At 65.6% G+C, this 19,119-nt stretch carries 16 protein-coding genes and 1 other annotated feature; of the genes, 9 read left to right on the forward strand and 7 right to left on the reverse strand.

What is annotated here, in order from left to right:
- Positions 1-11 precede the first annotated feature (11 nt).
- Both gyrA and IFS44_RS02795 read left to right on the forward strand, forming a co-directional pair.
- Positions 12-2,792 carry a DNA gyrase subunit A gene (gene gyrA / locus IFS44_RS02790; protein WP_056407678.1) on the forward strand — a complete coding sequence of 927 codons (2,781 nt, stop codon included), beginning with the start codon at positions 12-14 and terminating at the stop codon, positions 2,790-2,792.
- A complete protein-coding gene (locus tag IFS44_RS02795; protein WP_056407676.1) occupies positions 2,789-3,139 on the forward strand; it encodes a DUF952 domain-containing protein in 351 nt (116 codons plus the stop codon). Before gyrA ends, IFS44_RS02795 begins: the two co-directional genes overlap by 4 nt.
- Before the next feature lie 98 nt (positions 3,140-3,237).
- On the opposite strand, the gene IFS44_RS02800 is transcribed toward IFS44_RS02795, so the two are convergent.
- A complete protein-coding gene (locus IFS44_RS02800; RefSeq protein WP_056407674.1) occupies positions 3,238-4,719 on the reverse strand; it encodes a SulP family inorganic anion transporter in 1,482 nt (493 codons plus the stop codon).
- A 71-nt stretch (positions 4,720-4,790) separates the two neighbouring features.
- Positions 4,791-4,846, reverse strand: a sequence feature (sul1 is cis-regulatory element that is thought to sense ions involved in sulfur or methionine metabolism; They are found in Alphaproteobacteria).
- A gap of 224 nt (positions 4,847-5,070) precedes the next feature.
- A complete protein-coding gene (locus IFS44_RS02805) occupies positions 5,071-5,502 on the reverse strand; it encodes a DUF488 domain-containing protein (RefSeq protein ID WP_192097399.1) in 432 nt (143 codons plus the stop codon).
- A gap of 58 nt (positions 5,503-5,560) precedes the next feature.
- Here IFS44_RS02805 and trmFO point away from each other — a divergent pair, with 58 nt between their 5' ends.
- A complete protein-coding gene (trmFO, locus tag IFS44_RS02810) occupies positions 5,561-6,928 on the forward strand; it encodes a methylenetetrahydrofolate--tRNA-(uracil(54)-C(5))-methyltransferase (FADH(2)-oxidizing) TrmFO (protein ID WP_192097539.1) in 1,368 nt (455 codons plus the stop codon).
- Here the strand turns inward: trmFO and IFS44_RS02815 are convergent.
- On the reverse strand, positions 6,864-7,343 hold the full coding sequence (locus IFS44_RS02815) for an EF-hand domain-containing protein (protein ID WP_192097400.1): 480 nt from the start codon (positions 7,341-7,343) through the stop codon (positions 6,864-6,866). The genes trmFO and IFS44_RS02815 overlap by 65 nt on opposite strands.
- A gap of 80 nt (positions 7,344-7,423) precedes the next feature.
- On the reverse strand, positions 7,424-8,086 hold the full coding sequence (locus IFS44_RS02820; protein ID WP_192097401.1) for a squalene/phytoene synthase family protein: 663 nt from the start codon (positions 8,084-8,086) through the stop codon (positions 7,424-7,426).
- Positions 8,087-8,208: 122 nt separating this feature from the next.
- Here IFS44_RS02820 and IFS44_RS02825 point away from each other — a divergent pair, with 122 nt between their 5' ends.
- Genes IFS44_RS02825 through IFS44_RS02835 form a run of 3 tightly spaced genes read left to right on the forward strand, consistent with a single transcriptional unit; the run spans position 8,209 to position 11,158 of the window.
- A complete protein-coding gene (locus IFS44_RS02825; protein ID WP_192097402.1) occupies positions 8,209-9,909 on the forward strand; it encodes a TadE/TadG family type IV pilus assembly protein in 1,701 nt (566 codons plus the stop codon).
- Positions 9,906-10,505, forward strand: coding sequence for a TadE/TadG family type IV pilus assembly protein (locus tag IFS44_RS02830; protein ID WP_192097403.1), 600 nt, complete (start codon positions 9,906-9,908; stop codon positions 10,503-10,505). The genes IFS44_RS02825 and IFS44_RS02830 overlap by 4 nt, the downstream gene beginning before the upstream one ends.
- A complete protein-coding gene (locus IFS44_RS02835) occupies positions 10,502-11,158 on the forward strand; it encodes a TadE/TadG family type IV pilus assembly protein (RefSeq protein ID WP_183935693.1) in 657 nt (218 codons plus the stop codon). Before IFS44_RS02830 ends, IFS44_RS02835 begins: the two co-directional genes overlap by 4 nt.
- 50 nt (positions 11,159-11,208) lie before the next feature.
- On the opposite strand, the gene IFS44_RS02840 is transcribed toward IFS44_RS02835, so the two are convergent.
- Entirely contained in the window at positions 11,209-12,633 is a 1,425-nt protein-coding gene (locus tag IFS44_RS02840) for a pyruvate dehydrogenase complex E1 component subunit beta (protein WP_183935694.1), read from the reverse strand.
- Positions 12,633-13,682 (reverse strand): pyruvate dehydrogenase (acetyl-transferring) E1 component subunit alpha, encoded by a 1,050-nt coding sequence (pdhA, locus tag IFS44_RS02845; protein ID WP_031394777.1) that lies wholly within the window; start codon positions 13,680-13,682, stop codon positions 12,633-12,635. The genes IFS44_RS02840 and pdhA overlap by 1 nt, the downstream gene beginning before the upstream one ends.
- A 218-nt stretch (positions 13,683-13,900) precedes the next feature.
- Between pdhA and IFS44_RS02850 the strand changes: the two genes are divergently transcribed.
- From IFS44_RS02850 to IFS44_RS02860, 3 genes are read left to right on the forward strand one after another with little or no spacing between them, the layout of a single operon-like run.
- Positions 13,901-15,253 (forward strand): MFS transporter, encoded by a 1,353-nt coding sequence (locus IFS44_RS02850; RefSeq protein WP_192097404.1) that lies wholly within the window; start codon positions 13,901-13,903, stop codon positions 15,251-15,253.
- Positions 15,250-16,170 (forward strand): cysteine synthase A, encoded by a 921-nt coding sequence (cysK, locus tag IFS44_RS02855; RefSeq protein WP_031439897.1) that lies wholly within the window; start codon positions 15,250-15,252, stop codon positions 16,168-16,170. The genes IFS44_RS02850 and cysK overlap by 4 nt, the downstream gene beginning before the upstream one ends.
- 5 nt (positions 16,171-16,175) lie before the next feature.
- On the forward strand, positions 16,176-17,522 hold the full coding sequence (locus IFS44_RS02860; protein ID WP_192097405.1) for a cell wall hydrolase: 1,347 nt from the start codon (positions 16,176-16,178) through the stop codon (positions 17,520-17,522).
- Between the two features lie 107 nt (positions 17,523-17,629).
- Here IFS44_RS02860 and ahcY read toward each other — a convergent pair whose 3' ends face one another.
- On the reverse strand, positions 17,630-19,063 hold the full coding sequence (gene ahcY / locus IFS44_RS02865; RefSeq protein WP_192097406.1) for an adenosylhomocysteinase: 1,434 nt from the start codon (positions 19,061-19,063) through the stop codon (positions 17,630-17,632).
- Positions 19,064-19,119: the final 56 nt, after the last annotated feature.

Genomic DNA, 19,119 nt, shown 5'->3' on the forward strand with positions numbered 1-19,119 from the left:
AGCCTTCAGATTTGACCGACGAGACCATGCTCGCCGAACCCACCGGCGGCGAGCCAGCCGGCATTGCCACCATCTCGATCGTCGACGAGATGAAGTCGAGCTATCTCGACTATGCGATGAGCGTGATCGTCGCGCGCGCGCTCCCCGACGTCCGCGACGGCCTGAAACCCGTTCATCGCCGCATCCTCTATGGCGCGCACGAGAGCGGCTTCGTCGCGGGCAAGCCCTATCGCAAGTCGGCGCGTATCGTCGGTGACGTGATGGGTAAATATCACCCGCACGGCGACAGCTCGATCTACGACGCCTTGGCCCGCATGACCCAGGACTGGTCGATGCGCGTGCCGCTGATCGACGGTCAGGGCAACTTCGGCTCGATGGATCCCGATCCGCCCGCGGCGATGCGCTACACCGAGGCACGCCTCGGCAAGGTCGCCAATGCGTTGCTCGGCGATCTCGACAAGGATACGGTCGACTTCACGCCCAATTATGACGGGTCGGAGCGCGAGCCGTCGGTGCTGCCGGCGCGCTTCCCCAATTTGCTCGTCAACGGCGCAGGCGGCATCGCGGTCGGCATGGCGACCAACATCCCGCCGCATAACCTCGGCGAAGTGATCGCCGCCTGCCTTGCCTATATGGACAATGGCGCGATCACGACCGAGGAACTGTTCGAGATCGTCCCCGGTCCCGATTTCCCGACCGGTGCGATCATCCTCGGCCGCGCAGGGGCGAAGTCCGCCTACGAGACCGGCCGCGGCTCGATCATCGTCCGCTCGCGCCACGTCGTCGAGGAAGGCAAGGGCGACCGTCGCTCGATCGTCCTCACCGAAATCCCGTTCCAGACCGGCAAGAACGGCCTGGTCGAGAAGATCGCCGAAGCCGCCAAGGACAAGCGCATCGAGGGTGTCAGCGACATTCGCGACGAATCGAGCCGCATGGGCGTCCGCATCGTCATCGATCTGAAGCGCGACGCGACCCCCGACGTGGTGCTCAACCAGCTCTGGCGCCACACGCCCGCGCAGTCGAGCTTCCCCGCCAACATGCTCGCGATCCGCGGCGGCCGTCCCGAGCTGCTCAACCTGCGCGACATCATCGGCGCGTTCATCACGTTCCGCGAACAGGTCATCACGCGCCGCTCGAAGTTCGAGCTCGCCAAGGCGCGCGAGCGCGCGCATCTGTTGCTCGGCCTCGTCATCGCGGTCACCAATCTCGACGAAGTCGTCCGCATCATCCGCGGATCGTCGAGCCCCGCCGAAGCACGCGGAAAGCTGCTCGCGCGCGAATGGCCGGTCGCAGAGATCGCGCCGTACATCGCGCTGGTCGAGGCGGTCGAGGACAAGCAGCAGGAGGGCATCTACAAGCTGTCCGAGCCTCAGGTCCGCGCGATCCTCGACCTTCGCCTCCACCGCCTCACCGCGCTGGGTCGCGACGAGATCGGCGACGAACTGAAGACGCTCGCGGCATCGATCGCCGAACTGCTCCACATCCTCGCCGATCGCGCCAAGCTGTACGAGGTGATGCGCGGCGAGCTGATCGCGATCCGCGACGAATTCGCGACCCCGCGCCGGTCCGAGATCGCCGCTGCCGCCAACGGCATCGACGACGAGGATCTGATCGAGCGCGAGGACATGGTCGTCACCGTGACCATGCAGGGCTATATCAAGCGCACCAGCCTCGACACGTTCCGTGCGCAGGCACGTGGCGGCAAGGGCCGCGCGGGCATGTCGACCAAGGACGAGGATGTCGTCACCGAGCTGTTCGTCACCTCGACGCACACGCCGGTGCTGTTCTTCTCGAACCTCGGCAAGGTCTATCGCTACAAGGTCTGGCGCCTGCCCGAGGGTGGCCCAGCAACCCGAGGGCGCCCGATGATCAACCTGCTGCCGCTGGCGCCGGGCGAGACAATCTCGACCGTGCTCCCGCTGCCGGAGGATCTCAGCGAGTGGAGCCGCCTCCACGTCATGTTCGCGACGCAGCGCGGGCTCGTCCGTCGCAACGCGATGGATGCGTTCACCAACGTGCCGTCGAACGGCAAGATCGCGATGCGCTTCGAAGAGGGTTCGGAGGACAAGCTGATCGGCGTCGCGCTGCTCACCGAGCATGACGACGTCCTGCTCGCGACACGTCTCGGCAAGGCGATCCGCTTTGCCGGCGACGACGTCCGCGAGTTCCAGAGCCGCACATCGACCGGCGTGCGCGGCGTGACGCTGAAGGGCGACGACGAGGTCATCTCGCTGTCGGTCCTTCACCGTGTCGGCGCGACTCCGGAAGAACGCGAGACGTACCTGAAGTTCGCCCCCTGGAAGGGCGAGCGCGAGGGTGATCACGGGATGGGTGACGAACGCTACAATGATCTCAAGGATCGCGAGCAGTTCATCCTGACGGTTTGCGAGAACGGCTATGGCAAGCTGTCGAGCGCGTACGACTATCGCCGCACGGGTCGCGGTGGTCAGGGCATCACCAACATCGACAATATCGCGCGCAATGGCCAGGTCGTGGCGAGCTTCGCCGCGGCCAAGGGCCATCAGCTGATGCTGGTGACCAACCAGGCCAAGCTGATCCGCACGACGCTTGCATCGCTGCGCGTCATCAGCCGTAATTCGGCCGGCGTGAAGCTGTTCGACGTGGCGAAGGGCGAGCATGTCGTTTCGGCCGCGCGGATCGAGGAGACCGAGGAAGACGCCGAAGTGAACCTGGCCGACGCAACGCCAGAGCTGGCGCCCGACACCGGCGCGACGATCGGCGAGGACACGGCAGCGGGCGATCCGACCGAAGGCCAGGGGGACGGCGAATGAGCCGCGATCCTATCGCCTACAAGGTGCTGACGGGCGAGCAGCTGGCGTCGTTGGAAAGCGGCAGCTTCGCCGGCGCGCCGGTCGATCTGGCCGATGGGTATATTCACCTGTCGACCGCGGCGCAGCTGACCGAGACGGTCGACAAGCATTTCACCGGCCAGTCCGACCTGTACGTCGCCGCAGTCGATCTCGAAGCGATCGGCGACGACGTGACATGGGAAGAGTCGCGCGGCGGCCAGCTCTTCCCGCACATCTATAACGGCCCGCTCCTGCTCGAGACGGTGCTGTCCTACGGCCCGCTCGAACGCGACGATGCCGGCCAGGTGAAGCTTCCCGTAGCCGGCTGAAGCCCTGACCATCCTCCCCCGCCAGGGGGAGGTGGCAGGCAAAGTGTGACGGAGGGGCGACAACGACGACCGTCGTTTATCCGCCCCCCGCTACCCGATCACGCCGCCAGATCGCGCATCAACGGTGCATGCCGGTCGACCAGCACCGCACTCGCCTGGTTCAGCCCGACGACCTCGACCACCGCACCATGCCGCCGCAGCTTGGCGACTACATCGTCGAGCACGCCGACGGCGGTGACGTCCCAGAGATGCGCGCCCGTCAGGTCGATCCGCACATGCTTGGCCTCCTCGCGCAGGTCGAACCGGTCTGCGAAGATATCGGCGCTGGCGAAGAACACCTGCCCCGTCACGCTGTAGATGCGCGTATCGCTCGTCGCGTCGTACTCGACCGCCACGTCCATCATCCGCGTGACCTTCCACGCGAAGAATACGCCGCTCAGCAGCACGCCCACCCCGACGCCGAGCGACAGGTCGTGGGTCGCGACGGTGACAACGACCGTCGCCAGCATCACCACGCTCGACACCTTGGGATGCCGCACCAGATCGCGCAACGACCCCCAGGAGAAGGTGCTGATCGACACCATGATCATGATCGCGACCAGCGCCGCGACCGGCACCTGGGCGACCCAGGGACGCAACGGCACCATCACGACGAGCAGGAACACGCCGGCGACCATCGTCGAGAGCCGTCCGGTGCCGCCATAGCGGACATTGCCGACCGTCTGGCCGATCATCCCGCACCCGGCAATCCCGCCGAACGCGCCCGCAGCGATGTTGGCGAGCCCAAGCCCGGTGCATTCGCGCGCCTTGGAGCTGCGCGTCTCGGTCATCTCGTCGACGACATTGGCGGTCATCATCGATTCGAGCAGCCCAACCGCCGCCATCGCAAACGCATAGGGGGCGACGATGCGCAGCGTATCCCAGCTGAACGGCACATCGGGCAAGCCGAACGATGGCAGCGAATCGGGCAGCCGCCCGAGATCGCCGACCGTCTTCAGCGGCATCGGAAACCACATCGCGATTGCGGTCAGCACGACGATGCAGATCAGCGGCGACGGAATCGCACTTGAGATCCGCGGCACGAGGTAGATGATCGCAAGCCCGCCCGCGATCATCGCATAGGCCTGCCAGCTGACCCCCACCATCTGCGGCACCTGCGCCGAGAAGATCAGGATCGCGAGCGCGTTGACGAAGCCCGCATGGACCGAGCGCGAGACGAACCGCATCAGCACATCGAGCTTGGCGAGCCCGAACGCGATCTGGAGCATGCCCGCGAGGATCGTCGCGACGAGGAGATATTGCAGCCCGTGCGCATGAACGAGCGCGGCAGCGACCAGCGCGACGGAGCCCGCCGCGCCGGAGATCATCGCGGGGCGCCCGCCCGCAAAGGCGATGACGATGCCGATCACGAACGAGGCGAACAGGCCGACTTCGGGATCGATGCCGGCGACGAAGGAAAAGGCGATGACCTCGGGGATCAGCGCGAAGGTGCCGACCATGCCGGCGAGAATGTCACGCCGCGCGGCCGTCGGGCCGCTATACCACTCGGCGCGGTAACGAGAAAAAGCAGAAATTGTCATGGATGTGTCCGCATAGGACGCACGAACCGCGGCGACGCTTTCGGTCGCGGGTGTTCACAATGGCGTCGTTGCGTTGTCCGGCGGATCGGCGGCCGGAATAGCCACCCGGAATTGCACCGGGTCCAAGCGAATGCGGGCCTGCTAGCGGATACGGTGCTGCATTGCAACACGGTCTGCCACGCTTCCTCCACAACCCCGTCATCCTGACGCCCCCGTCATCCTGACGCCCCCGTCATCCTGACGCCCCCGTCATCCTGACGAAAGTCAGGATCCAGAGTTACTAAACCGCTTCGCTCTTGGCTCTAGATCCTGACTTTCGTCAGGATGACGGAGGGCTGGGATGAGCGAAAATCACGTAAACAGGTCGACCACCTCGGCCCCCTCGCCCACCGCCTGCAACAGCAGGGTCCGGTGGCAATGGCAGGGGTCGCGCTCGTAACACAGCAGCGCGCTCGGCTTCTCCGCCGCGAGCGCGAGCATGATCGCCGCCTGTGCCTGCGCCTCGGGCAGTTTGAGCTGTTCGTCATACACCGCGGTCAGCGTCGCGACGTCACCCTTCTTCGCTGCATCGCGCCCGCGCTTCGGCGTCCCCAGTGCCTTCAGATGCGTGTAATCGATCCCCGCCTCGCGCAACGACGCCGCAAGCGACGTCTTCGAGAATCCCGGCCGACGCGACAGCGGCAGCGCGCGGACGTCGATCACCCGCTCGACCCCGGCCTGCGTCAGCGCCGCAAGAAAGTCCGTCATCGTGGTGGCTTCATAGCCGATCGTGAAGATCTTCATGAGAACGAAGTGGGATTGGACCGCTGACACGGCAAGCGTCCGGCGCTATCTGGCGGGAATGACCCACGACATCCATGTTATCGGCGGCGGCCTCGCCGGATCCGAAGCCGCCTGGCAGCTCGCCGAAGCCGGCCTCAAGGTCCGCCTCTCCGAAATGCGCGGCAGCGGCGAAGCCACGCCCGCGCACCAGACCGACGGCCTCGCCGAGCTCGTCTGCTCGAACAGCTTCCGCTCGGACGATGCGGAGAGCAACGCAGTCGGCCTGCTCCATCAGGAACTCCGCACGCTCGGCTCGCTGATCATGCGTCAGGCCGATATCCACCGCGTCCCCGCCGGCTCCGCGCTCGCGGTCGACCGCGACAATTTCTCGAACAGCGTGACGGAGGCGATCGACCAGCATCCGAACATCACGCTCGTCCGCGAACGTATCGACGCGCTGCCCGACGGCCCGACGATCATCGCCACCGGCCCGCTCACCGCCGCCTCGCTCGCCGCCGGGATCGGCGCCGAGACCGGCCGCGAGGCGCTCGCCTTTTTCGACGCGCTCGCGCCGATCGTCCACCGCGACTCGATCGACATGGACACCGCGTGGTTCGCCTCGCGCTGGGACAAGGGAGAGGGCAAGGACTACATCAACTGCCCGATGGACAAGGACCAGTATCTCGCCTTCCATCAGGGCCTGGTCGACGGCGAGAAGACGCCGTTCAAGGACTGGGAAAAGGACACGCCCTATTTCGACGGCTGCATGCCGATCGAGGTGATGGCGGAGCGCGGCGTCGACACGCTGCGCTATGGCCCGATGAAGCCCGTCGGGCTCGACAACCCCAAGACCGGGCGCTGGCCCTATGCGGTCGTCCAGCTGCGCCAGGACAATGCGCAGGGCACGCTGTGGAACATCGTCGGCTTCCAGACCAAGCTGAAGCATGCCGATCAGGTCCGGCTGTTCCGGACCATCCCCGGCCTCGAGAATGCGGAGTTCGCGCGGCTGGGTGGCCTGCACCGCAACACCTTCATCCGCTCGCCCGAGCTGCTTGACGCGACGCTGCGGCTGAAATCGCGGCCGAACATCCGCTTCGCCGGGCAGATCACGGGCTGCGAGGGCTATATCGAGAGCTGCGGCATCGGCCTGCTCGCGGGCCGGTTCGCCGCCGCCGAACTGACCGGCCAGACGCTGACGCCGCCACCCTTTGCGACCGCACTCGGCGCGTTGCTCGGCCACATCACCGGTGGCGCAGAGGCCGAGACCTATCAGCCGATGAACGTCAATTTCGGGCTGTTCCCGCCGATCCCCGGCCGCACCAAGAAGACCGATCGCAAGCGGATGTACACCGATCGCGGCCGCGCGGCGCTGGCGGCGTGGCTCAACTCTCCTCAGACGACGGCGGAACCGGCGGACAGGCAGCCCGAGACGACGGCTTCCGCCTGACCGCGGTGGTGGCAAATTCGGGCGCGGTCATCGCGCCCGATTTGTCCGCATCCGCACCGGCGAACTTGGTCGTCGCCTTGACCGCCCATTCGTCGAACGACAGCCGCCCGTCGCCATCGGCGTCGAGCTTCGTATAGGCCTTGCGCCGCGCGACCAGATATTCGTCGCGCGTCACTGCGCCGTCGCGATCCTTGTCATACCGCTGAAATCGCCGCTGTTCGCGCGTTGCATCGGTCGCGCGCGGTGCCATGCGTGGCAAAGGATCGGTCCCGCCGTCCGCCTGTGCCTGGGTCTGCGCCTGCGCGGTCGGTTGTGGTGCCAGCACTGGCCCGGATCGCACCTTGCCGCCAAAGCCCAGTATCGCTGCACCGATCAGCGCGATCAGCGCCGCGCCACCCGTCAGGTATCGCCACATCCCCGGTCTCCCCCCGCCCCCGGACGTCCCCGTCCGGGCGCAAGGCTAGTCCCGCAGCGCGCCGATCTCAAACGAACCGGTCAGTATCCGACCAGTCTGTGCAGCAGCAGACGGCCGACCCGCTTAGGGCTGCCGGCCGGTTGCTCCGGCGCGGTAAGATCGGCCCGCGCCAGCAGTGCGAGTGCGCCGAGCGATCGGGCGCGTCGTGGCCAGCGGCCGTGGAGCGCCATGTCGAGTCGTTTGTTCGCCATAGCAGCCACGCCTGCCGCGCGTGCCGGATCCGACAGCCGCAGCGACAGATCTGCCAGCGCCCATCCCTCGCCCGCCGCCGCGATGCGATCGTCCGACACCGCCAGCAAAGATGCCGCCGCCGCGAACAGCTGTCCGCCGCGCAGACGGGCAAAGCGTTCAACCGCCGCATCGTCGAGCGGCGTTTCAAGCAGCGCCTCCCACCCCTCGGCGATCGTCGCGAGCGTGGCGCCGCCGACCTGCGGCACGACATGGCGTGCGAGCGCCTGCAACACGGGCTCGGCCGGCGGCGGCGCCGTATCGAGCCGACCGAGCGCCTCGTACCACCAGGTCAGCCGCATCTGCCCGACGATCGGCTCGCGCGTCGTCTTGAGGATCGTGCCGAGCGCCGTGTCGAGCGCGAACAGCGCCTCGAGCCCGGGCCGGGTCGAGGCGGGGGCGTAGCTCAGGGCAAGCGCGCGCTCGGGATTGGGTAAGTTGGCAGGGTCGACCATCGCGCCGCCATAGCTGCGAACGCGCCGCAGGGCACGCCCCCGCTCTCGTTAACCATATCTCTTGAGCCGGGCTTACCGGATTGCCGGGCATGGGTGCGCGATCAAGATCCAGTGGGACATTCATGGCCAAGACGATTGCCCCGAAATTTGCAGCGCTGACGTTCCTCGCGCGTCTGCGACGGAACGTCAAAGGCAACACTTTGGTGATCGTCGCCTTCGCGATCATGCCGCTGCTGGCCATGGTCGGGTCCGGGCTGGACATGTCACGCGCCTATGTCGCGCGTGACCGGCTGCAGCAGGCCTGCGACGCGGGCTCGCTGGCGGCGCGCCGCCTGCTGGCGGGCCCGACGCTGACGAGCGACGTCGAAACCGAAGCCAGAAACTATTTTAACTTCAACTTCCCCAGCGGGGCCTTCGACACGACCCCGTTCACTCCCGTGGTCACCGTTCCCGCCGTTGGTACCGTCCGGATCACCGCGACGACCGCGATACCGACCACGGTGATGAAAATCTTCGGGTTCAACACCTTGCCCCTGTCGATCACCTGCGCGGCGACGCAGGATTTCGTCGGTACGGACGTCGTGCTCGTCCTCGACATGTCGGGATCGATGAACTGCCCGACGAGCCGCCCCAATGACGCCTGCGGCGAGATCGAACAATCCGGATCGAAGATGCAGGCGCTGCGCGATGCGTCCGAGTCCCTCTATGACACCTTGGAGTCTGCACAGAACCAACTGCACAACAACAACCTCAGGCTTCGCTATGGCTTTGTGCCCTATAATGCGACGGTCAATGTCGGCAGGCTCGTCTATGCCAAGGATGCGAGCTATATCCGCAACAGCGCACCCTATCAGACGCGGGCCCGGACCGGCGGACCTATCTACAGCTCGCTGAACTGGTGCAACGCGTATGACGGCAGCTATTCAAGCTATTGGGGGGTCTGCTCGAACTACTGGACCTACCAGCAGGCGACGCTGAACACCGCGACGTTCAAGACGGGCGCATCGGTACAGACGCCTGGCGGATCGCCCAGCACGGCGACATCGAAATGGGCCGGGTGCATCGAGGAGCGCCAGACCAACAACACGACGATCGACGGCGGATCGCTGACGACGGCACCGTCGGACGCGTGGGACCTCGACATCAACCGGTTGCCGAACTCGGACGCCAGCCGTTGGGCGCCGTGGTGGCCCGAGACGGAATTCGATCCCGACCGGCGCGCCATCTATACCGACCCGAAATACTGTGCCAGCGAGGCCAGCCGCCTGAAGGAATATTACGGCGACAAGGCCGGCTTCATGAAATACCTCAATGACCTGCAACCTCTTGGCGGCACTTATCATGATATCGGCATGATATGGGGCGCCAGGTTTATCTCGTCGGACGGCATCTTCGCATCGGCAACGCCCGAAACGAACAATCAGAGCGATCCGGACAATCCAAGAAAGCTTCGCGGCTTCTCGGTCAGGAAGTTCATGATCTTCATGACCGACGGCGACCTGTCGCCATACCTGGACGTCTACACGACCTATGGCGCGGAGGAGCGCGACAAGCGCGTGCTGGGAACGACGACGGGCAATACCACCCAGCTCGCCGCAGCGCAGCTGTCGCGCCATCTCCAGCGATTTCGCATGGCCTGCAATGCTGCCAGGGCGCAGGGTATCCAGCTGTACGTCATTGCGTTTTCGACCACGCTGACCAACGACATGCGGGATTGCGCGACACAGCCTTCCATGGCGTCAGGCATCACCACGTCCGCCGCGCTCATCCAGAAGTTTAAGGAAATCGGTACCAAGGTCGGATCGCTACGGGTGAGCCAGTGATCGCGCGATTAGCGCCGGCAAGGTGGCGCATTGCGGCAGACGTCGCGGGCGCAACAATCGTCGAATTCGCCCTGATCGTACCGTTACTGATCGGGTTGCTGATGATGATCCTGGAGGTCGGGTATCAGAATTATGTCGAGGCTATGGTACAGGGCGCGCTCGCAAAGGCATCACGGCTGACCACGGTCGGCAATACGACCGCCGCCAACGTGAGCGCAACGATCAAGGCCGAGGTCCGCGCCGTCGTCCCGGCAGAATATGTCACAGTGTCGACGCGCCGCTATTACAACTTCTCGAATGTCGGCAAGCCCGAGAAGATCACGTCGGACACGGACCCGCGCGGCACGTTCAATCTCGGGGACTGTTTCGAAGATGCGAACAACAACGGCATTTACGACGCGACGCCGGGCGATGACGGTGTTGGTAGCGCGGACGACGTCATCTTCTACACGGCGACCGTGAAATACCCCAATCTGACGCCGGTCGGACCGCTCATGGGCTGGACGCGCACCCGGACAGTCACGGAAACGACGCTGGTACGTAACCAGCCCTTTACCTCGCGTGCGGCACCGACGGTCGTATGTACCAAGCCATGACGAGGACGGACCGCACCGCAAGGCCAAGGGTTCTCGCGGACACGCGCGGCCTCGCGATGATCGAATTTGCGATCGTTGCGCCGTTCCTGCTGACACTGGGTCTCGCCGGCGCCGAACTGACGCACATGTCGATCGCCAAGATGCGCGTCAACCAGATCGCCACGACCGCGTCCGACAACGTCGCACGCGTGCGGGATTCGATCAACGAGGCCGATGTCAACGAGGTCCTGCTCAGCCCGAAGTTGCTAGGGACCGATATCGACTTTGCCGATAACGGCCGCGTCGTGATTTCGAGCGTCGAACCCAATGGTCAGACCGGCACGAAGGCGGGACAGTGGATCCGTTGGCAGCGGTGCACGGGGGCGCTGAACACAAGTGCCTCGCAGCCGGCTTATGGCCTGCAGGACAAGGGCAAGGCCGATGCAAGCCTGCAATATATGGGACTGGCCAGTCGCAAGATTGCGGCGGCCCCCGGAACCGCGCTGATCTTCATCGAGGTGACCTACAAGTATCAGCCGCTCGTCTCGCAGCGATTCTTCGGCGCCCCGGTCCTGCGTGCTGAAGCGGTTTACAATGTGCGCGAACGCAACGACCAGACCCTGGCCGCCGTTGCGGGAGTCACGCCGAGTCTGTGCTCGACCTACGCAGCATGATCGCTCCGACCGGTGAACCCGGTCGGAGCGATCAGCAACGGCTCACCCGATTACCGGTACGTCACCTTCTTCGCCGCATCGACGACCTTGGCAACATCGACCAGCATGAGCTTTTCGAGGTTCGCCGCATAGGGCATCGGCACGTCCTCGTTGGTCACGCGCAGCACCGGCGCGTCGAGGTCGTCGAAGCCGTGCTCCATCACCACCGACACGATCTCGGACGCGATCGAGCAGGTTGCCCAGTTTTCCTCGACGATGATCATGCGGTTGGTCTTGGCGAGGCTTTTCAGCACCGTGTCGGTGTCGAGCGGGCGCAGCGTGCGCAGGTCGATGACCTCTGCGTCGATGCCCTCCTCGGCGAGCTTCTCGGCGGCTTCGAGGCTGATGCCCACGCCGATCGAATAGCTGACGATCGTCACGTCCTTACCCTCGCGGACGATCCGCGCCTTGCCGATCGGCAGGACATGGTCGTCGAGCTTGGGGACGTCGAAGCTGCGGCCGTACATCAGCTCGTTCTCGAGGAAGACGACCGGATCGTCGGTGCGGATCGCCGCCTTCAACAGGCCCTTGGCATCCGCGGCATCATAGGGCGCGATCACGATCAGGCCGGGGACGCTCGCATACCATGCCGCAAAGTTGTGCGAATGCTGCGCACCCACGCGCGACGCCGCGCCGTTGGGACCACGGAACACGATCGGGCAACGCATCTGGCCGCCCGACATGTAGTTGGTCTTGGCCGCCGAGTTGATGATGTGATCGATCGCCTGCAACGCGAAGTTGAAGGTCATGAACTCGACGATCGGGCGGAGGCCACCCATCGCCGCGCCTGCACCGATGCCGGCAAAGCCGTATTCGGTGATCGGCGTGTCGATAACGCGACGCTCGCCGAACTCGTCGAGCAGCCCCTGCGTGACCTTGTACGCGCCCTGATACTGCGCGACTTCCTCGCCCATCACGAAGACGCGGTCGTCCTCGCGCATTTCCTCGGCCATCGCATCGCGCAGCGCCTCGCGGACGGTCGTCTTGACCATCTCGGTGCCCTCGGGAATCGCGGGGTCCGCCTTGCCGACCTTCTCGGCCGAGGCGACGAGCTGCTGCGTGCCGCTCTCGGCCTTGGCAGGCGACGCGCCTTCGGGCACCGGCGGCGCCTTGTCGTCCGACGGCGTCTCCTTCGGCGCGGCATTGGCGGCCTCGCCCGCACGCGCCTCGGTCGGCGCGCTGTCGGCGCTTTCGCCCTCTTCGAGCAGCGTCGCGATGACGGTGCCGACCTTCACATTGTCGGTACCCTCGGCGACCATGATCTTGCCGATCGTGCCCTCGTCGACGGCCTCGAACTCCATCGTCGCCTTGTCGGTCTCGATCTCGGCCATGATGTCGCCGGACTTGACGCTATCGCCTTCCTTGACGAGCCACTTCGCGAGCGTGCCCTCTTCCATCGTCGGGGAGAGCGCGGGCATCTTGATCTCGATCGCCATCAGTACGACTCCACCAGAACGTCGGTGTAGAGCTCGGCGACATCCGGCTCGGGGGTCTGCTCGGCGAAATCGGCGGCTTCGTTCACGGTCTTCCTGATCTCTTGTTCGATGGACTTCAGGTCCGCCTCGGTAACGCCCTGCTCGTCGAGCAACTTCTTGATGTGATCGATCGGGTCGGACTTGTCGCGGACCGCCTGGACCTCGTCACGCGTACGGTATTTCGCCGGATCGGACATCGAGTGGCCACGATAGCGATAGGTCTTCATCTCGAGGATGACCGGGCCCTTGCCCGCGCGGACCCAGGCGATCGCCTCTTCGGCGGCCCCGCGGCACGCCAGCACGTCCATGCCGTCGACCTGGATGCCAGGAATGCGGAACGATTCGCCGCGGCGATAGAGCTGGTCCTCGGCCGAGGCGCGATTGACGCTCGTACCCATGGCGTACTGGTTGTTCTCGATCACGAAGATGATTGGGAGCTTCCACAGCTCGGCCATGTTGAAGCTCTCATACACCTGGCCCTGGTTCGCGGCGCCGTCGCCGAAATAGGCCATGCAGATGCCGCCGTCGTTCGAATATTTGTGCTTGAACGCGAGGCCGGTGCCCAGCGACACCTGAGCACCGACGATGCCGTGCCCGCCGTAGAATTTATGCTCGGTCGAGAACATGTGCATCGACCCGCCCTTGCCCTTCGAGATGCCCGAGCCGCGCCCGGTCAGCTCGGCCATGATCACCTTCGGGTCGATCCCGTAGGCGAGCATGTGGCCGTGGTCGCGATAGCCGGTGATGACCGAATCGGTCTCGCCGTCGAGCGCGGACTGCAGGCCGACCGCAACGGCTTCCTGGCCGATGTACAGGTGGCAGAAGCCGCCGATTAGGCCGAGACCGTAAAGCTGGCCCGCCTTTTCCTCGAAACGCCGGATCAGCAGCATCTGCTTGTAGAAGGCGAGCAGCTCGTCCTTGCTGGCCTCATAGGGCTTGGGTTCGGCCGGCCGTTCACGGTTGGTGATCGGGGGCTCGGCGATTGCACGTGCTGGGGGGGCTTTGGCCACGATGTGGGAAACCTCGTTTTCCGTAGGGGAGTTGCCGCAGCCTATAGGCGCGGACGGGGCCGAACATCAATTCCCGTCTGGGGTATGCGATTTTGCGACTGTCCCGCGAGCCTCGATCCGTCGTGCCCGACACGCGGACCGTCGCCCCCGCCCCTATCCCCGCCCCAAGCAAAGCTCCGGTTGCCCTTCCCGCGCCCGACCTCCTAAAGCCCGGGACAATGAACCCGACGATCGACCCGCATCAGCATCCCTTCCGGATCGCCAATTTTCGCGCCTATTGGCTGTCGCGGTTCGCCGGCACGATCGCGGTCAGCGCGATGTCGATCGTCATCGGCTGGCAGGTCTACAACCTCGCGCGCGAGACGATGGACATCCGCCAGGCGGCGTTCATGCTCGGGATGATCGGCTTTGCGCAGTTCGTGCCGCTGTTCCTGCTGACCCCGATCACCGGGCTCGTCGCGGACAGCTTCGACCGGCGCTGGATCGTCCGCGGCACGACCACGCTGCTGGTGCTCACCGCCGCGACGCTCTGGCTGCTGACCTGGTCCGGCCATCTCACGCTCGGCGCACTGTTCGCCGCCGCGGTCGCCTTCGGCGTCGCGCGAGCCTTTTCCGGCCCGGCTTATTCGGCGCTCGCGCCCAATCTCGTGCCCCGGGCTGTGCTCCCCACCGCTATCGCGATCAGCTCGATCGCGTGGCAGGTCGGAACGATCGCAGGCCCCAGCGTCGGTGGGTTGCTCTACGCGATCCATCCCGAGGTCGCTTACGGCGTGGCCACGCTGCTCTTCCTCGTCGCGCTCGTGTTCATGTTCCTGATCGGCCCGGTGGCACAGCCCGCCGCGCAGACCGACCATCGCCCACTCGCGCGGATCATCGAGGGCTTCACCTATGTCCGCCGCAACCGGCTCGTGCTCGCGACGATCACGCTCGACCTGTTCGCGGTTTTGCTGGCGGGAGCCACGTCGCTGCTGCCGGTCTATGCCCGCGATATCCTGCATGTCGGGTCGCAGGGGCTCGGCGTGCTCGCCGCGGGCATGGGGATCGGTGCCGCGGTCACTGCGATCTGGTTCTCGATTCGACCGATGTCGCGCAATGTCGGGGTCAAGATGCTGGTCGCGGTGATCGTGTTCGGTATCGCGATCCTCACCTTCGGGGTCGCAACGCCGATCGTCGAGCTGATCGGGCTCACCCCCGGCACGGTTGCGGGGTTCCCCATTCATCCTGCCTTCGTCCTCAGCCTCGTCGCGCTGATCGTCGCGGGTGGGGCGGACATGATCTCGGTCTATGTCCGCCAGTCGCTGATCCAGCTCCACACGCCCGACGTGATGCGCGGCCGGGTCAGCGCGGTGTCGCAGCTGACGATCTCGGCCTCGAACGAGCTCGGCGAATTCGAAAGCGGAGTGATGGCATCGCTGCTCGGCCCGGTCGGCGCAGTGGTGTTCGGCGGGGTTGGTGCTATTGCCGTCACGATCGGCTGGGCGCGCCTGTTCCCGGAACTCGGGGCGGCGAAGACCTTTGATCCCCCCGAGATCCTAGAGACCGAACCACAGCACGGAGAAGCCAAGCCATGAAAGCCTCCTCGATCCTGGACACGATCGGCAACACGCCGCACGTCCGCCTGTCGAAGCTCTTCCCCGATTCCGAAGTCTGGGTGAAATCCGAACGGTCGAATCCTGGCGGTTCGATCAAGGACCGTATTGCGCTGGCGATGATCGAGGCCGCCGAAAAGGCCGGCGACCTCAAGCCCGGCGGCACGATCATCGAACCGACCAGCGGCAACACCGGCGTCGGCCTGGCGATGGTGGCAGCGGTCAAGGGCTACAAGTTGATCCTCGTGATGCCCGAGAGCATGAGCGTCGAACGTCGGCGTCTGATGCTCGCTTATGGTGCGACCTTCGACCTGACCCCGCGCGAGAAGGGCATGAAGGGCGCGATCGAACGCGCGCGCGAGCGCGTCGCCGAAACGCCCGGCGCCTGGATGCCGCAGCAGTTCGAAAATCCTGCGAACATCGACGTGCATGTCCGCACGACGGCACAAGAAATTCTCGAAGATTTCCGGGATACGCCGATCGACGTGATCATCACGGGCGTCGGCACCGGCGGCCACATCACGGGCGTCGCCGAGGCGCTGAAGGCGCACTGGCCCGAGCTCAAGGTCTATGCGGTCGAGCCCGCCGCCTCGCCCGTGATCGCCGGTGGCCAGCCAGGCCCGCATCCGATCCAGGGCATCGGCGCAGGGTTCATCCCCGCCAATCTCCACACCCAGGCGATTGACGGCGTGATCGAGGTCGATGCCGCGGTCGCAAAGGACATGGCACGCCGATCGGCGGCCGAAGAGGGCATGCTGGTCGGGATCAGCTCGGGCGCGACGCTGGCCGCGATCCTGCAGAAGCTGCCCGATCTTCCCGACGACGTCCGCGTCCTCGGCTTCAACTATGATACCGGCGAGCGCTATCTGTCCGTGCCGGACTTCCTTCCGGAGCAGTGACGACGATGACCGATGCGCGTGGCGCCGTTTATCTGCGCGTGTCGGTACTCGCGATCGCGGCCGCGGCGATCGTCGGGCCGACGCTCGTCGTGACCAATCCCCCGGCGCTACCGCACCCGGCCCGCGCCGCGATGCCGAAGCAGCGCGTCGTGCCGCAGGCGGAGTTGCCCCCCGTCGAGCCGGTCCGGTTTGTCGACCTCGCGCCCGAGGATGCGCGGGCGTTCAACGCCACGGTGCCGTTCTCGACCGATCCGAACCCCGCTGCACGGCCGTTCCGCTTCGCCGGTACCGCAGACGACCTCGCACGCGCAACCGACTGCCTCGCGGCCGGCACGCTGTACGAGGCGGGGGACGACACGGTCGGCGAACGCGCCGTCGCGCAGGTCGTGCTGAACCGTCTACGGCATCCCGCCTTCCCGAAAACCGTCTGCGGGGTCGTATTCGAGGGCGAGACGCGCGCGACGGGATGCCAGTTCAGCTTCAGCTGCGACGGCGCGCTGCTTCGTTGGAAGCCCTCCGAGGACGCATGGCGCCGGGCGCGTAGCGTCGCGACCGCCGCATTGTCGGGCAATGTCTATCGACCGGTCGGCTATGCCACGCATTACCACACCGACTGGGTCGTCCCCTATTGGCAGTCGAGCCTCGACAAGATCGTCGCGGTCGGGTCACACCTGTTCTTCCGCTGGTCGGGCTGGTGGGGCACGCCCCCAGCCTTCCGGCGTGCGCCCGAGCAGGGCGAACCGGTCATCGCGCAGCTCGCGCCTATTTCGGATGCGCACCGCACCGCCGCCGCGCTGTCTGAAGCCGACGCCGCGATAGCCGAGGCATCCGCCGCGCTCGGCTTCGTGTTGGGCGACGATACGGTCGCCGGTGACGCCGCGAACGCCGCCTCGACGCCCTTTGCGACGGCCGAGGGCGATACGGTGCTGATGACCTTCTCGCCGGGCGTGCTGCCCAACGCCTACCCGACGCTCGCGACGATCGCCTGCGGCGACCGTGCCTTTTGTCGGTTCATGGCATGGGCCGACAAAACCAAGGCCGCAACGTCCACGCCGCTGACGCCGGTGCAGAGCGCGGCGATCACGTTCAGCTATCTGCGCGATCGTTCGGCTGATTACGAAAAGGCGTTGTGGAACTGCCAGCAGGTCCGCCGGCCCGATCCCTCGCAGTGCATGCGCGCGCGACAAACGCTGCGCGCGGCCCCCGCGGCGGCGGACAAGGCTGCACCCCCGGCGGATGCGCCACAGGAGCTCGACGGTGTGCGACGCAAGACGCCCGCCACGCCAGCGGCGGCCGCAGCCCCGGCGTTGAAGCCGGACGTCAGGAAAGCACCACAAGCGACCGAGATGTAACGGAAAGACCGGCATACCAGTCGACACGCAACAGTCAGATCCAAAAGAAAAGGCCGCGTCCACCCTTCGGTAGACGCGGCCTTTTCCGCTTCAGATCGCGTGGGCGATCAGTAGCGATAGTGATCCGGCTTGAACGGGCCTTCGACGGGCACGCCGATGTAACCGGCCTGCTTCGGGGTCAGCTGCGACAGCTTCACGCCCAGCTTCTCGAGATGCAGCGCTGCGACCTTCTCGTCGAGATGCTTCGGCAGGACATAGACTTCGTTCTTGTAGTTCTCGCCCTTCGTCCAGAGCTCGATCTGCGCGAGCGTTTGGTTGGTGAACGAGGCCGACATCACGAACGACGGGTGGCCGGTGGCGCAACCCAGGTTCACGAGGCGACCCTTCGCCAGGATGATGATCTGCTTGCCGTCCGGGAACTTCACCAGGTCGGTGCCGGGCTTCACTTCGGTCCAGTCATAGTTCGACAGTGCGGCGATCTGGATTTCCGAATCGAAGTGACCGATGTTGCAGACGATCGACATCGGCTTCATCGCCTTCATGTGATCGGCGGTGATGACGTCGGCATTGCCGGTCGCGGTGCAGAAGATGTCGGCGCGGGTCACGGCCTCTTCCATCGTCACGACTTCGAAGCCCTCCATCGCCGCCTGCAGTGCGCAGATCGGATCGACCTCGGTGACCATCACGCGGGCGCCGCCGTTGCGGAGCGACTGGGCCGAGCCCTTGCCGACGTCACCGAAACCGGCGACGCAGGCGACCTTGCCCGCGAGCATGACGTCGGTCGCGCGACGGATCGCGTCGACCAGCGACTCCTTGCAGCCGTACAGGTTGTCGAACTTCGACTTGGTGACCGAGTCGTTGACGTTGATCGCGGGGAACGGCAGCTCGCCCTTCTTGGCGATCTCGTACAGGCGGTGGACGCCCGTGGTGGTCTCTTCCGAAACGCCCTTCAGGTTCTTGACGGTCTCGGTGAGGTAGCCGGGGTTCTTTGCGACATACGCCTTGAGCGCACGCTGCATCTCGACCTCTTCCTCATTCTCGGGCTCAGGCATCGTGTGGCCGGCTTCGAGCTTCGCACCCCAGAGTGCGAACATCGTCGCGTCGCCACCGTCATCGAGGATGATGTTGGCGGTCTGGCCCTCGACGTCGCGATCCCACGAGAAGATGTCGCCGACATAGTTCCAGTAATCGGCGAGCGTCTCGCCCTTGATCGCGAACACCGGCACGCCCGTCGCGGCGATCGCGGCGGCAGCATGGTCCTGCGTCGAGAAGATGTTGCACGTCGCCCAGCGGACGTCGGCGCCGAGTGCGGTCAGCGTCTCGATCAGCACCGCGGTCTGGATCGTCATGTGCAGCGAACCGGTGATCCGCGCGCCTTTCAGCGGCTGCGCTGCGCCGAATTCCTCGCGGAGCGCCATCAGGCCCGGCATTTCGGTTTCGGCGATGTTGATCTCGGCGCGGCCGAAATCGGCAAGGCTGATGTCGGCGACGACGTAATCGGTCTTGCCGTCCGTCTTCTGGGGCGCGAGCGTGGTGGCCACGAGGATATCTCCTGGAAATCTTTGATCGGCGGGCCTCATGCCCGTGCCGGATGCAG

It is taken from the genome of Sphingomonas sp. CFBP 13706 (assembly GCF_014842355.1).
In the GTDB taxonomy this organism is placed as follows: Bacteria; Pseudomonadota; Alphaproteobacteria; order Sphingomonadales; family Sphingomonadaceae; genus Sphingomonas; species Sphingomonas aerolata.

Bases quoted from the DNA above. Each gene is read 5' to 3' on its own strand.
- IFS44_RS02795 (WP_056407676.1), top strand. From the start codon at position 2,789: ATGAGCCGCGATCCTATCGCCTACAAGGTGCTGACGGGCGAGCAGCTG.
- IFS44_RS02800 (WP_056407674.1), bottom strand. From the start codon at position 4,719: ATGACAATTTCTGCTTTTTCTCGTTACCGCGCCGAGTGGTATAGCGGC.
- IFS44_RS02805 (WP_192097399.1), bottom strand. From the start codon at position 5,502: ATGAAGATCTTCACGATCGGCTATGAAGCCACCACGATGACGGACTTT.
- trmFO (WP_192097539.1), top strand. From the start codon at position 5,561: ATGACCCACGACATCCATGTTATCGGCGGCGGCCTCGCCGGATCCGAA.
- IFS44_RS02815 (WP_192097400.1), bottom strand. From the start codon at position 7,343: ATGTGGCGATACCTGACGGGTGGCGCGGCGCTGATCGCGCTGATCGGT.
- IFS44_RS02820 (WP_192097401.1), bottom strand. From the start codon at position 8,086: ATGGTCGACCCTGCCAACTTACCCAATCCCGAGCGCGCGCTTGCCCTG.
- IFS44_RS02825 (WP_192097402.1), top strand. From the start codon at position 8,209: ATGGCCAAGACGATTGCCCCGAAATTTGCAGCGCTGACGTTCCTCGCG.
- IFS44_RS02835 (WP_183935693.1), top strand. From the start codon at position 10,502: ATGACGAGGACGGACCGCACCGCAAGGCCAAGGGTTCTCGCGGACACG.
- IFS44_RS02840 (WP_183935694.1), bottom strand. From the start codon at position 12,633: ATGGCGATCGAGATCAAGATGCCCGCGCTCTCCCCGACGATGGAAGAG.
- IFS44_RS02850 (WP_192097404.1), top strand. From the start codon at position 13,901: ATGAACCCGACGATCGACCCGCATCAGCATCCCTTCCGGATCGCCAAT.
- cysK (WP_031439897.1), top strand. From the start codon at position 15,250: ATGAAAGCCTCCTCGATCCTGGACACGATCGGCAACACGCCGCACGTC.
- IFS44_RS02860 (WP_192097405.1), top strand. From the start codon at position 16,176: ATGACCGATGCGCGTGGCGCCGTTTATCTGCGCGTGTCGGTACTCGCG.